10 protein-coding genes and 1 tRNA gene are annotated in these 14119 nt (G+C 48.2%); 7 read left to right on the top strand and 4 right to left on the bottom strand.

Annotated elements, in window-relative coordinates:
• Nucleotides 1–293: 293 nt before the first annotated feature.
• Nucleotides 294–1616, bottom strand: a complete 1323-nt coding sequence (locus tag HCX92_RS06760) for an MFS transporter (RefSeq protein ID WP_169294171.1) — start codon at nt 1614–1616, stop codon at nt 294–296.
• Nucleotides 1617–1726: 110 nt separating this feature from the next.
• Here HCX92_RS06760 and HCX92_RS06765 point away from each other — a divergent pair, with 110 nt between their 5' ends.
• On the top strand, nt 1727–2272 hold the full coding sequence (locus HCX92_RS06765; protein ID WP_246587180.1) for a ribonuclease domain-containing protein: 546 nt from the start codon (nt 1727–1729) through the stop codon (nt 2270–2272).
• Nucleotides 2263–2592: a barstar family protein gene (locus HCX92_RS06770; protein WP_169294172.1), complete on the top strand. Its 330-nt coding sequence runs from the start codon at nt 2263–2265 to the stop codon at nt 2590–2592. Before HCX92_RS06765 ends, HCX92_RS06770 begins: the two co-directional genes overlap by 10 nt.
• A 135-nt stretch (nt 2593–2727) precedes the next feature.
• Here HCX92_RS06770 and HCX92_RS06775 read toward each other — a convergent pair.
• Nucleotides 2728–2804, bottom strand: a tRNA-Met gene (locus tag HCX92_RS06775).
• A 172-nt stretch (nt 2805–2976) separates the two neighbouring features.
• Here HCX92_RS06775 and argE point away from each other — a divergent pair.
• Nucleotides 2977–4155, top strand: a complete 1179-nt coding sequence (gene argE / locus HCX92_RS06780; protein ID WP_169294173.1) for an acetylornithine deacetylase — start codon at nt 2977–2979, stop codon at nt 4153–4155.
• Nucleotides 4156–4237: 82 nt separating this feature from the next.
• On the opposite strand, the gene HCX92_RS06785 is transcribed toward argE, so the two are convergent.
• The gene (locus HCX92_RS06785; protein WP_169294174.1) at nt 4238–5476 is read right to left on the bottom strand and encodes a lytic murein transglycosylase; all 1239 of its coding nucleotides are present in this window, start codon (nt 5474–5476) and stop codon (nt 4238–4240) included.
• Between the two features lie 393 nt (nt 5477–5869).
• Between HCX92_RS06785 and HCX92_RS06790 the strand changes: the two genes are divergently transcribed.
• The 4 genes from HCX92_RS06790 to rfbD all read left to right on the top strand — a co-directional run bounded on the left by HCX92_RS06790 (nt 5870) and on the right by rfbD (nt 13295).
• Entirely contained in the window at nt 5870–8086 is a 2217-nt protein-coding gene (locus HCX92_RS06790) for a carboxy terminal-processing peptidase (RefSeq protein WP_169294175.1), read from the top strand.
• A gap of 70 nt (nt 8087–8156) precedes the next feature.
• Nucleotides 8157–9302 carry an efflux RND transporter periplasmic adaptor subunit gene (locus HCX92_RS06795; RefSeq protein ID WP_211182296.1) on the top strand — a complete coding sequence of 382 codons (1146 nt, stop codon included), beginning with the start codon at nt 8157–8159 and terminating at the stop codon, nt 9300–9302.
• A gap of 5 nt (nt 9303–9307) precedes the next feature.
• Complete coding sequence (locus HCX92_RS06800; RefSeq protein ID WP_169294177.1) at nt 9308–12376, top strand: efflux RND transporter permease subunit; 3069 nt, start codon at nt 9308–9310, stop codon at nt 12374–12376.
• 10 nt (nt 12377–12386) lie between these two features.
• The gene (gene rfbD, locus HCX92_RS06805) at nt 12387–13295 is read left to right on the top strand and encodes a dTDP-4-dehydrorhamnose reductase (RefSeq protein ID WP_169294178.1); all 909 of its coding nucleotides are present in this window, start codon (nt 12387–12389) and stop codon (nt 13293–13295) included.
• Here rfbD and HCX92_RS06810 read toward each other — a convergent pair.
• Nucleotides 13292–14026, bottom strand: coding sequence for a hypothetical protein (locus HCX92_RS06810; RefSeq protein ID WP_169294179.1), 735 nt, complete (start codon nt 14024–14026; stop codon nt 13292–13294). The genes rfbD and HCX92_RS06810 overlap by 4 nt on opposite strands.
• Nucleotides 14027–14119 lie beyond the last annotated feature (93 nt).

Here is a 14119-nt window from a genome sequence, read left to right on the forward strand (position 1 = left end):
GGGGGGGGGTCGGATTGGGTGGTTTGGGCAGGAACAACTACCCCCGAGACAGGTGGGGCCAATTCGTCTTCATCGTTGAATAAAGAAGTTTCCAGCAGTTTCCAGGCAAAAAATGTAATGCCCAGCACCACGGCCAGTAATAATAAAAATTTACCAAATGCTTTCATGAGCATCCTTATTAGCTAAAATTATGTTTGTGTATTGCTGATGACAATTATCCCCACGCGCAATGAGGATTAACGACTATAACTCAAATTATAGTGAGAATCTTCTCATTTCAAGTGAAATTTTGACTAAAAATTTCGCTGGGTTTCAGATGGTTTTTTCCTGAAGCCGGATTCTGTCAAAAAAAGGGCGTAAGAAAATAGAATATTAACAATTCCGGCTATCAGAAAAATGACAGGCACAGAAAAATCCAGGCTTAGCAAAAGGCCGGTAAGAAGAGCGCTGGCAATCAGGAAAAGGGCGTTCAGGATATTGTTGGCGCCAATAATGCGTGCTGTATGCGTTTTTAATGTTGTTTTCTGAATGAAAGTATACAAAGGCACACTATACACGCCGGCACAGGCACTTAACATGAATAAATCAAACATGGTGCGCCAGTTTTCCGGACGGGTAATGAATTCAGCGGCAGAGAGCAATTTTTGCGTGTCGGGAACCGTCATCGAAAAATATAGGTCAACCGTAAACAGACTCATTCCCGCAGCGCCCAGGGGAACCAGCGATAGTGGCGAGCGCTTCAGGCCCAGTTTCTCACAGGATAGGGAGCCTGTTGCCACACCCACTGAAAAGAGCACCAGTAGTACGGCCGCCACATGTTCATTGCCTTTCAGGATGTCTTTGGCAAAGAGCGGGAAAAGAGCAAGAAAGACCGCACCGAAAAACCACATCCAGCTAATCAGCAGCATGCTTTTGAAAATCATGGGATTTTTTCGGGCGATGGACAGGTTTTTAAGGGTTTCGGTAAAAGGGTTCCAGTTTATTTTATTATCAGCCGGTTTTTTTTCCAGGGGAGGAATAAATTGTGCACTGATTCTGCCGGCCACTGCCAGCAGCAGACAGGCAAATGCAGCCCAAAGGTGACCGTAACCCGGGATGGCCACCAGGACTCCTCCGGCAATATTGCCTAATAGAATGGATACAAAGGTGCCCATACTGACCAGTGCATTGCCGCCCATCAAGGATTTGTCGTTGAGCACCTGGGGAAGATAGGCGAATTTGGCGGGCCCAAAAATGGTAGAGTGCAGACCCATCAGGAAAATGCAGACCAGCAGAATGATGACCGATTGCGTATAAAGGCCAAAGGTCGCCAATAGCATAATGCCAATCTCTGCATTCTTGACGTTGCGCATAATACGGATTTTGTCATATTGGTCTGCTAATTGTCCGCTAGTGGCAGAAAACAGCAGGAAAGGAAAAATAAACAACCCACCGATAATGACACCAGCCATGCTGGATGGGAACCATTGAGTTTGCCATTGATAGGTCAGTAAAATTGTAATGGCAAACTTGTAAAGGTTATCGTTGGCCGCGCCACAGAACTGGGTCCAGAAAAAAGGGGCAAAACAGCGTTTTTTCAAGAGAGAAAATTGGTGAGGGAGAGGTTGCTGTTTCATTGATCACCCTTTGAGTATGTTTGATTTTATTGTTAAGTTATTGAAAAAAATGAACTATTACCATTCTGCTATGGAAGTGTAAATACTTAAATTGTAAAATACTCCGGAGTATGAATGTCAATTGCTTGCGGGGTATTATCCTGCAAATACGGGATGAAGTCATGACGCGTTTATTGTTGGGTTTTCTGCTTTCAATTTCAATGCCGGTACTGGCCATGGGCAAAGCACCTACCGAGCTTGAAAAATCAGCCGGTCAATGGGGTATTGTCACCTGTGAGGAAGTTGTTCAGACGTTGAACAGAAACCACTTGTCAGGTCAAATCAATGAAACGCAATTGACCGAAATCTTGCGAACATTGAATACCCGCCAAAAATTACCGGCTTATTTTGTGATGAAGCAGCAGGCACGTGAGCAGGGTTGGAGCCCGGGGCGTTATTTTTCAGATATTCCCGCCTTAAAAGGTAAGTCCTTGGGGGGTGACCATTTTGGTAATTATGAACGCAGATTGCCCAAAGGTAGCTGGAAAGAGGCTGATCTGGATTATTGGGGCAAAAAACGCAATGCCAAGCGTTTGGTATTCAGCGCAGATGGTCGTCAGCGTTACGTTACGGTAGATCACTACGAGACATTTCACAAGGTGCCATCATGTCAGTAAAATCTTCTTTTATCTCGGCGCGTCGCTTGAAAAAAAAAGCGGCGCGTTCCGTTCTGGTTTGTGAATTAAGTCGTATTGGCAATATCGATGAAGTTTATGATTTGCTGCAGCTTGAGTTGGCGTTGCCGCCATACTTTGGTCGTAATCTGGATGCCCTGTATGACAGTCTTAGCACCGATGTCAAAGGTCCTTTCAAAATTGTCTGGTTGGATCATGCCAGCAGTGCGGATGCCTTGGGTGAGATGAACTATGAAGGTCTGATTGATATTTTCAGGGCGGTGGCTAGTGAGCGGGATGATGTGGAGGTGGTGCTGGGGTAAGGATGGGCGGGCTCGGGCTATGCAAGATTTGGTCGCAGTCGAGTGGGTTGACACAAAATTGCCACAGTGTTGATTCAGGCAATAAAAAAGCCGCTTGAGTAAGCGGCTAATTCATTGATTTCATTATAAATTCTTTGGTGGCTCTTCCCCGATTCGAACGGGGGACCTGCGGATTATGATTCCGTCGCTCTAACCGACTGAGCTAAAGAGCCAATTACTTAAATCAATCTAAGTAAGAACGTAATTATGCATGTTCTTTTTTTAAAAAGCAACGGTTTTTTATGCTGCCCCTAAAAAACCAGCATTTATGTATTTTTGATGTCATTTTTACAACAGTGTAGCTGATACACTTGAAGATTGTTTTTTTCTTATATCTGAACAAGCATGTCTACATTTCCGCAAACCAGTCTTGACTGGACCAAAAAACTGATTGGCTTCGATACCACCAGTCGTTATTCAAATCTTGAGTTGATCGAATACATTAAGGCATATCTGACGCATTGTGGGGTAGAGAGCTTTTTGGTGTTTAATGCAGATGGCAAAAAGGCCAACCTGTTTGCCACTATTCCTGCAGCCAATCAGGAACACCTTGTCGGAGGGTTGGTGTTATCGGGGCATACCGACGTGGTTCCTGTCGATGGGCAGGACTGGAATAGTGAGCCTTTTGTGGCGCAAGAACGGGACGGGCGTTTATACGGGCGTGGTGCCTGCGACATGAAGGGGTTTATTGGGACGGTCCTGGCACTGGTGCCTGAATTTACCCAGTCCCATCTGAAAGCACCGTTGCATCTGGCTTTTTCCTTTGATGAGGAAATAGGTTGTCTGGGGGCCCCCCTTATGTTGCAGGAACTGGCGCAAAAGGGCATTAAACCGGCGGGTTGTATTGTGGGTGAGCCGACAGGCATGCGGCCGGTTGTGGCGCATAAGGGGATTAGCGCGTACAAATGTATCGTACATGGCTGTGCCGCGCATTCATCATTAACCCCAGTGGGTACAAATGCCATTGAATATGCCGCGCGTATTATCTGCATGTTCCGTGACTTAACCGATGAAATAAAACGAAAAGGGCCGTTTGATGCGTATTTTGATGTGCCCTTTACCACCGGGCAAACCAGTACCATCCAGGGCGGCAATGCCATCAATACGGTGCCTGCACATTGTGAATTCCTTTTTGAGTACCGTACATTGCCGGCACAATCACCCACTGAAATACTGGGACGGATTGAATCTTATATTAATGATGTCCTGGTGCCGCAAATGAAAAAAGAAAATCCCGATGCCGGTATCGAGCTGATTAAGCTGGCCAGTGCGCCGGGTATGGAAACGGCTGAAAAAGAAGCCATCATGCAACTGGTGCGTGGGCTGACCAAAGAAACGGAAATCGCTAAAGTGGCTTATGCAACGGAAGGCGGCCTGTTTCAGCAGGCCGGGATTCCAACGGTTATTTGTGGGCCAGGAAGCATAGAGCAGGCGCACAAGGCCAACGAATACATTGCTCTGGAGCAATTGGCTAAATGCGAGACGTTTTTAAGAAGTGTGTGTGCCAGTCAGCAAGTGGACTGAGTCATTCACACTAAATAAAACTAAAAAATTAAAAACACAGCCGTAAGAAAAGGGCTGCGTTTTTTATCATGTGGCTTGCCGTTCAATTGGCTTGCCGCAGCGCGCGCAGGATTTTTTGTCCGGCACGGCCATCGGCTTGCAGGCCCAGTCTGGTTTGTTCGACTTTGATGGCCTCACGGGTTTTACTGCCAATCAAGCCATCCACTTCGCCAATATCATGACCTTTTTGCAGCAGTATTTTTTGCAAGGTAATCCGTTCGCTACGTGACAGGCCCAGATCATCAGTCGGCCAGGCTTTTTTGAAGGCACCTTCACCTTTAAGGCGATCAGACAGGTGGGCAATGGCCAGGGCATAGCTTTCTGCCGCGTTATAGCTGTAGATAACGTCAAAATTCTTGAAAACCAGGAAAGCCGGACCATTGACCCCTGCGGGTGTAAGCAGGCCCGCTTGCATGGAAGTGGGGGCTAGTTTGTTTAGCGGTTGGCCATTGACGTCGGTAAGGCCTTTGTTGATCCAGGTTTGCAGGGTCCGTTTCTTTTTGCGGCCTTCACCGGCAATGGAAAGATTATCGGGCAGTTTGACTTCAAAGCCCCAGGGCTGACCGCTGTGCCAGCCATTCTTGGCCAGGTAGTTGGCCGTAGAGGCCAGGGCATCCTCGGTATTGTCCATCAGGTCGCGGTGTCCGTCACCATCAAAATCAACGGCAAGGCGCTCAAATGTGGTGGGCATGAATTGGGTATGTCCGAAAGCACCTGCCCATGATCCAACCAGGCGCTCGGGGGTAATGTCGCCAGATTGCAGGATCCTGAGTGCAGCAAAGAATTCTTTCTGGAAAAACGCCTGTCGGCGTCCATAGCAGCTTAAGGTTCCCAAAGCCTGAACCAGTGGGTATTTGCCGAACGTTTGGCCAAAGTTGCTTTCCACTCCCCAAACGGCAACCACTGTTGCAGGGTCAACCCCGTATTTTTCCTGGATGCGGGCCAGGGTATTTTTATGAAGACGAAGATTTTGCAGGCCTTCCTGGATGCGTTGTTCATCAACAAGCGCCGCCAGGTAGTCCCAGATGGGTTGCTTGAATTCAGGCTGATAATCCAGTTTTTCCAGGATGCTCATGTCAGGGACAATACTGTCAGTGAATTGTCTGAAAGAGGAGGCGGAAATACCGGCTTTTTGTGCTTCAGGCTGCAGTCTGTCCAGGCAGGCGGCAAAGTCGGTATTTTGTGCCTGTATGGGAAAACTGGCACAAAAAAACAGGGGAATTAAGGAAAGTAAGCCGCCAAAGCGGGAAATGGCTGGTTTTTTTGGAAAATAGCGGGCCATGAATATCTCTCTTGTTTGTCCTGAAGTCAATGGATTGTAGCAGTATGAAGCATTTGCATTAGCCAGGTGCTTTTTTTCCTGTAACTTTTGATGAATATCCTGCTAATATCAGTCTTGTGTTTTTTTCTTCGATTACAGGCGGGTTGCGGTAAAACAGGTAAAATTGCAGTTCAGAAAAAGTAATGCAAGACAAATAAAATAAACTTTTTCTAAAATTCAGTGTCATTTATCTTGTGATAAGTCACGAAGGCCAAATAGACATGGTTGTAGCGCATGAAAGGGTAAGCGTTGTTTGTGTCCAGGCATGAATTTGCTTATAAAACCGACTGTTAATATATATATAAACCAAGCAGTAAGGTATTGCCTGGTTTTACTGAAAAGAGATGATGTCGCATGAAGTTTAAAGTATTAGTAGCTGCGTTGGCATTCATTGCCACCTCCGGGTGTGTATATGCCGACTCCGAAACCGTCAGCAAGGTTGATCAAGTGGGTCAGGCCCAGGTCATCCAGCCTGTGTTGGCCCGGCAATCGGCCGAGTCAACGGCAGGCAAAACCGAATCGGTAACTTCAGGCAGCCTGAAAAAGCCACAGAAACAAGCGCTTTCCCCAGATATCGAGCATGCCAAGGCGGCCATTATTGTTTCAAACATTCTGACCCGTTTCGAATATGATAAAAAACCGTTGGACACCTTCATGTCCCACGCGGTTTTTGATGAATATCTGAAAATGCTCGATCCTTCAAAAATGTTTTTTCTGAAGTCCGATATCGAGAAATTTTCAGCTGTGAAAGATCAAATGAATGACATGCTGCTAAATGGCCGCCTGGAAATTCCGTTTGATATTTTTGAAATTTACCAGGACCGCGTTGAACAGCGTTTTGATCACGCCTTGTCCACCCTGAAAGAGGATTTTGATTTTTCCATTGACGAGTCTTTTGAGCTTGACCGAAAGAAAAGCAAATGGGTTGAGACCAATGAGGAAATCAATGATTTGTGGCGCAAGCGGGTCAAGAATGATTATTTAAGATTGAAGCTGGCAGGCAGTTCTGATCAAAAAATCAAGGATACGTTAAGGAAGCGTTATATTAATAATCGCAACCAGATTTTACGCATGAGCAGTGAAGATGTCAGTGAGATGTTCATTAATGCGTATGCCAGCAGTACCGATCCGCACACCAATTATTACAGCCCTTCTTCAGCCAAGAACTTTGATGTGCAAATAAGCCTGTCTGTCGAGGGAATTGGCGCTGTATTGCAAAAGCGTGATGAGTATGGCCAAATCCGTGAAGTGGTGCCAGGTGGGCCTGCTGACAAGTCCGGACAGATTCAGCCGGGTGATCGCATTGTGGCTGTCGGTCAGGGGGCAAAAGGTCCCATGGAGGACGTGATTGACTGGCGTCTTGATGATATCGTCAACAAGATTCGCGGCAAACGCGGCAGTACAGTCAGGATCGAAATCATTCCTGCCGAGGGTGGTATTGACGGTAAGCCGAAAGTCGTCACCCTTGTACGTCAAAAGGTAACGCTTGAGGACCAGGCTGCCAAATATAAAATACTTGAAGTTGAAAATGATGGTCAAACCAGAAAAGTGGCTGTGATTACTATCCCCAGCTTCTATGAAGACTTTGATGCCCGTGCCCGCGGGGAAGAGAACTTTAAAAGTGTGACGCGTGATGTTCGCGCCATTCTGGAGGAACTGAACAAGGCCAATGTTGATGGCGTCGTTTTGGATATGCGCAATAATGGCGGTGGTTCCCTGACTGAAGCGGCAAACCTGAGTGGATTGTTTATCGGAGGGCCGAGCCCGATTGTGCAGGTGCGCACTGCCGAAGGCTCGGTGTCCAATGTGCGCAGCATGAAAACAGACATGGTGTGGGATAAGCCTCTGGCAGTATTGGTTAACCGTATTTCCGCGTCGGCATCCGAGATTTTTGCAGGAGCCATGCAAGATTACGGACGTGGCGTGGTGCTGGGTGATCCTACCTGGGGTAAAGGGTCGGTGCAAACCATTCGTGGGTTGAACGAATTTTTGCGTCGTCCCCAGGATGAAGAACTGGGTTCCCTGAAATGGACCATCCAGAAATTTTTCCGTGTCAATGGCAGTTCAACGCAGGTCAAGGGTATTGTGCCCGATATCATCTTCCCTACGGTGTTTGATGCCAAAGAACTGGGTGAATCCAGTTATGAAAATGCCATGCCCTGGACTGAAATTGACCCCGCTTCATACAAACCTGTGGGGGATTTGAAGCCAACCATTGTCAATTTGGCCCGTTTGCACAAAGATCGTGTTAGCGAATCGGGAAGCTGGAAGTTAATGCAGGATGAATTGGACTACGCCCGCAAGCTCTCAGACCAGAAAGTCATTTCCCTGAACTATCAAACCCGTCTTGAAGAACGTGAAAACATGGAAGCCCAACGTAAGGATTTTGAGGCCAGACGCAAGGAGCTGGGAGAGTCCGATGTGGGTAGCTTCCGGCTTGATGATGGCTTGCAGGCAGGCGAGGGCAATCTTAAAGAAGAGCTGGCCAATGAGAAAAAACGCAAGGACAATATTGATATTGCGGCCAAAGAGGCGGCCAATATTGTCGCGGATATGGTCAACATGAAGTAAACCACAAGCAAGAAGCAAGCCTTCATCAATAAGGCGGCTTCTTGCAGGATGATAATAATTGAGCCATTGCATGCCAGTTCGAGCCGTTGTCGTGTTTTTGAACCTATTGTTGCTCTTTTTTCTGGGGCCTTCAATGGCATTGGCCAGCAATGGTCCTGCCGAGCCGCCCCGTCCTGCATTAACGGTTTCTGTCCAGCAGGTTGATTTTGTTGAAATGGAAAGAATCCTGTCTGCCACCGGCAATATTCGCCCATGGCAGGATGCCAGTGTAAGTGTGCAAACCACTGGTTTGCGCCTGAAAGCGGTTTTTGCCGATGTGGGTGATGTCGTCCAGGCCGGGCAACTTCTGGCTGAGTTTGATGACACCATCATCAGGACGGAAATTGACCAGACCAGGGCGGCTATCATCCAGGCTCAGGCCAGTCTTGAGCAAGCGACCCAAAATGCCAAGCGTATCCGTCGTCTCATGGGTAGTGGCGCGGTCAGTCAACAAGAGGCAGATCAAATCCTGGCGGCTGAAAAAATCAATCAGGCTCAACTGGCCTCGGCCCAGGCTGCATTGCTTGGGCAGGAGCAGCGTTTGGCTTATACCCGGTTGCTGGCACCTTATGATGGGGTTGTTTCGGCAAAGTCTGCCATCTTGGGGGCCGTTTATAGTCCCGGTCAAGAGCTTTTTCATCTGATTGTCCAGAATAAGCTGCAATGGGAAGCGTCGGTCTCGAGCCGCCATTTGAGCGAGCTTGAGACGGGGACAAAAGCGATTTTGCATGTTGGGGAGGGTGTTGTTGAAGGGACGGTCAGGCAACAGTCGCCCGCTCTGAATGAGCAAACCCGGCAGGCTATCGTGTATGTGGATCTGGTTCCCAGTCCCTTGGTTAAGGCAGGCATGTTTGTCAGGGGGGACTTTAAACTGGGTACCCGTGAAGTTATTGTATTGCCGCGTCAGGCCCTGGTGTTGCGGGATGGCTTTTATTATGTATTTGTTCTCGAGGAAAATAACAGGGTTGCATTGCGGAAAATAGGCATCGGCCAGTCTTTACCCGATGGCGTGGAAGTACTTTCCGGCTTGGTTGCAGGTGATACGATCGTGGTCAAGGGGGCACGCTTCCTTGAAGATGGTGATACGGTTCGTGTGGCTCAGGTTGCCGCTGATACAGTACCTGGAATGGCTTCCGTTACAGCTTCCGGTGCAGCCTTTGCCAGGGCCGGGCAGTAAATATCATGAACGTATCCGCCTGGTCAATCAGGAATCCTTTACCGGCCTGCATGATTTTCGTGTTGTTGACCTTGATGGGCCTGTTTTCATTCCATCAGATGAAAATCCAGAATTTTCCTGATATTGATTTGCCCACGGTTGTGGTGACCACCGTGCTTGAGGGGGCTACGCCTTCGCAGCTTGAAAATGATGTTGCCCGCAAGATGGAAGACAAGCTGGCAACCGTGCAGGGTATCAAACATATTTTCAGTACCTTGGAAGATGGCGTGGCGACTGTCACGGCCCAGTTCAATCTTGAAAAACCCACCCAGGAAGCGGTTGATGATGTGCGTAGTGCCATTTCTGCGATCAGGAACGATTTGCCGGCCGATATTCGTGAACCTGTGGTTACAAAACTGGAGATGGCAGCCCAACCCATATTGGCTTTTACAGTTCACTCCAGCCGGATGGATCAGACTGATCTGTCCTGGTTTGTGGACAATGAAGTCGCTAAAGCGTTGCTGGCGGTGCCTGGTGTTGGCGCAGTCAATCGGGTGGGGGGCGTCGAACGTCAGGTCAAAATAGAGCTTGATCCGGTTCTGATGCAAGGCCTGGATGCCACGGCAGCGGAAATCTCCAGAAAGCTCAGGGATATTCAAAAGGAATTGTCAGGTGGAAAAACCGAACTGGGCAAGCAGAATCAGCCCATTCGAACCCTGGGGGCGGTCAAAACCGCCGCTGAGCTTGGTAATATTCAAATTCCCTTGAATAATGGACAGGTCATTACCTTGTCTGATGTTGCCACCATTACCGATACTTATGCCGATCCGGAAACGATCGCTTTCATGGATGGCAGGCCGGTGATCGCCTTTGAGGTGTCACGCAGTCGGGGAGCGGGTGAAATCGAGGTGGGCCAGGGGGTTGTTGAAGCGTTGACAACGCTGCAGGGCAAATATGCCGATATTGAATTTGAAAAGGCTTTTGACATGGTTGCACCCGTGAAGGGTGAATACAATGGCTCCATGCATATGCTGTATGAGGGCGCTTTGCTGGCTGTGGTGGCCGTTTGGCTATTCCTTAGAAATGTTCGGGCAACCCTGATTTCAGCCGTTGCCTTGCCCATGTCAATCATTCCTGCTTTTATCGGGATGTATTTCCTGGGCTTTACCGTTAATGTGGTCACACTGTTGGCGCTTTCTCTGGTGGTGGGTATTCTGGTAGATGATGCGATTGTGGAAGTGGAAAATATCGTGCGTCACCTGAGAATGGGCAAGACGCCTTATCAGGCAGCGATGGAGGCGGCTGATGAAATTGGGTTGGCCGTGGTGGCGACCACTTTTTCATTGATTGCGGTTTTCTTGCCAACGGCATTCATGAGTGGTATTGCAGGCAAGTTTTTCAAGCAATTTGGCTGGACGGCCTCTTTGGCCGTTTTTGCTTCCCTGGTGGTCGCACGCATGCTGACACCCATGATGTGCGCCTATATTCTGAAACCGGCTGTCCGGGAGGACAAGGATGCGGCCTGGATGCGGGGATATCTGTCTCTGGTTAAAAAGTGCCTGCATCATCGCTGGATAACCGTGATTTTGTCGGGTTTGTTTTTTATTGGCTCAATCATGATTGTGCCTTTGTTGCCCACCGGTTTCATGCCGGCTGATGATACTTCCCAGACTCAGGTTTATCTTGAGTTGCCACCTGGCTCCCAAATTGAAGAAACCACAGAGGCAGCCAATCACGCTCTTACCCTGTTGGCCGGCAATCCGTATATAGAAGGCATTTATACCAGCATAGGTGGTGGGGCGGCCGGGGGTGACATGTTTGCCATCGGGACCACGCAGGATGTGCGTAAAGCGACTTTAACCATCCTGTTGAAAAATCGGGGTGACAGACCTGTAAAACAGGTCCTGGAAAATGAATTCCGGGATCTGTTGCTGCAAATACCCGGGGTCAGGGTGAAGGTTGGTCTGGGCGGTTCTGGAGAAAAATATGTGCTGGTCTTGTCTGGAGATAATGCCGATGTGTTGCAGGAGGCGGCTTTGAATGTGGGTCGTGAGTTGCGAACGATTGGCGGATTGGGAAATATTTCATCCACCGCCAGTCTGGTACGCCCCGAAATTGAAATTTATCCCAAATATGATTTGGCGGCCGAATATGGAGTAAGCAGCGTGGCTATTGCCGATACCCTGAGGGTGGCGACCAGTGGGGATTATGAGGTGGCGCTGTCCAAGTTGAATGTTGACCAGCGTCAGGTGCCTATTGTGGTAAGCCTGCAAAAGTGGGTGCTTGAAGATATCGATTTTCTTAATGAGCTGAAAGTGCCTGGCTCACAGGGATCGGTGCCCTTGAGTACGATTGCGGATATTCGTCTGGGGGCCGGCCCTGTTGTGGTCAATCGTTATGATCGGGCCAGAAATATTAATTTTGAAATTGAGCTTTCCGGCCAGGCCTTGGGTGATGTCATTAAAAAAGTCATGCAGTTGCCTTCCATCCAGCAACTGCCGGCAGGTATTTCCATTGTCAGCATTGGTGATGCGGAAATTATGGGGGAGTTGTTCGAGAGTTTTTCTTTGGCAATCGCAGTGGGGATTATTTGCATTTATATTGTGCTGGTGCTGCTTTTCAAGCAATTCTTGCATCCTTTCACCATTCTGGCTGCCTTGCCCTTATCGCTGGGGGGCGCTTTCCTGGGCTTGTTGCTGGCAGACAAGAGTTTTTCCATGCCGTCCTTGATTGGTCTTATCATGCTGATGGGTATCGCCACTAAAAACTCAATTCTACTGGTTGAATATGCGATTTTGGCGGAACGCGAAAAGCATATTTCGCGTTATGAAGCATTGCTGGATGCCTGTCATAAAAGGGCGCGTCCCATTTTAATGACAACCCTGGCCATGGGGGCTGGCATGGTGCCGCTGGCTTTTGGGCTTAGTGAGGCCGATCCGGGTTTTCGTTCACCGATGGCGATTGCCGTAATAGGTGGTTTAATTACATCGACCTTTTTAAGTTTGTTGGTTATTCCCGTGGTCTTTACCATTGTTGATGACATCAGTCTTTTCTTGCAGCGTCATTTCGGTGGCGTGTTTAACAAGCCGGAGTAATGTAATTATTATGAAAATTCTATTACTGGGGAAAAATGGCCAGCTTGGCTGGGAATTGCAACGGGCATTGCAGCCTTTGGGGCAGATCTTTGCCCTGTCCCGTCATAATGAATATGGTCTGTGTGGTGATTTGTCAGACCTTCATGGACTGGCAAATACCATTGAATATTTAAAGCCGGATGTTGTGGTTAATGCAGCCGCTTATACGGCCGTTGACAAGGCTGAGTCAGATCGTGAGCAGGCACTTTTGATCAATGCCAGAGCCCCGGTGACTATTGCCGGGGCCTTGAAGGCCCATCAGGGCTTATTGGTGCATTATTCTAGTGACTATGTTTTTGATGGCACCGGAGAGCAGGCCCGGTCAGAGTTGGCGCAGGGCAATCCTGTCAACTATTATGGTTATACCAAACAGGAAGGCGAACGTGAAATTATGCGTTCAGGGTGTGGGCATTTGATTTTTCGTACCAGCTGGGTATATGGTACGCATGGCGGAAATTTTGCCAAAACAATGATTAAACTGGCCAGGGAAAAAGAGAAGTTGGCCATTGTGAGTGATCAGATTGGCGTGCCAACCGGTGCGGACTTGATTGCGGATGTCACGGCACATGCCATACGGTTTTATTTCAATGAGCATCCGGGTCCAAACCGTAACGCTTTGAATGGCATATACCATTTGGTGCCCGATGGGGAAACCTCATGGCAGGCCTATGCCAACCTGATCTTTGAACAGTTACGTGCCAAAGGGGTCTCATTGGCACTTCAGGAGGTTGTGCCGGTTACGACAGCCCAATACCCCACGCCGGCCAGGCGTCCCCTGAATTCAAGATTGAGCAATGGCAAAATAAAACAAGTGTTCAATTTGCATATGCCTGGCTGGCGGCCTGGTGTTTGCCGTTTGGTTGATGAATTGTTGTTTTAATCGGCGTTGGGCTTGGTAACCAGCGCCAGGTCATAGAAAATATGGCTGGCATTTATAAATTTATACAGGCAATGACCAAGGTCTACGTACCCGTCTTCGTTGAAGCGTTGCTCCATGAATGCCCTCATTTTTTTCAGGCTTTCCAGCAGTGAGGGGATCTGGCCAGGTTCAAAACTCCATATGTCAGTATTGAACTGCAGGCATATATTCCCGGTTTGCCCTGACAGGTAGGGTGAGGGATAGGAGTTGGGCAAAATGAATTTGTTTTTGGCTTCAGGTTTGTTGGCAGAAAGAGCATGCACCGCAGGGTCAAAAACCTGGCCTGGTCTGATGAAAAACAAACGTTTTACCTTGCTGAAAATTTGGTGCTGTTGTGCTACTTCCAGAAACCAGATCAAGCAGGTTAGTTCGGTAAGGTTGAAAGATTTTATGCGCTCAGCGTATTGTTCGATTGTTTTCTGGATAATTTCGTTGTTGTTGTATTCCATCAAAAAGTCGATCTGTTTTAATAAGTCGATTTTTTTCGTGTCATCCAGGGCGATAGCGCCATGTTCAATGACCGATATCAATGAACCTTTGGCTGATTCGTTAATGCTGCGGACAGTAGCCAGAAGCTGTTCATAGGCGCTTTCAGCTGAATGCTCGGAGGGGGCGGTTGGTTCCATCGTATTGTCAATGGATGTGTTGGCACGGTCATTGATCGCACTGGGAATAATAAAAGCAAAGGTCATGATGTTGCTAACGAGCCGGAAATTATTGTAAAACACTCCATTCTACACGCTTGTGCGGCATGATGAGTTGGTTTTATTGTTTTAGGGTACGCA

Source organism: Advenella sp. EE-W14 (genome assembly GCF_012923605.1).
In the GTDB taxonomy this organism is placed as follows: Bacteria; Pseudomonadota; Gammaproteobacteria; order Burkholderiales; family Burkholderiaceae_B; genus Advenella; species Advenella alkanexedens.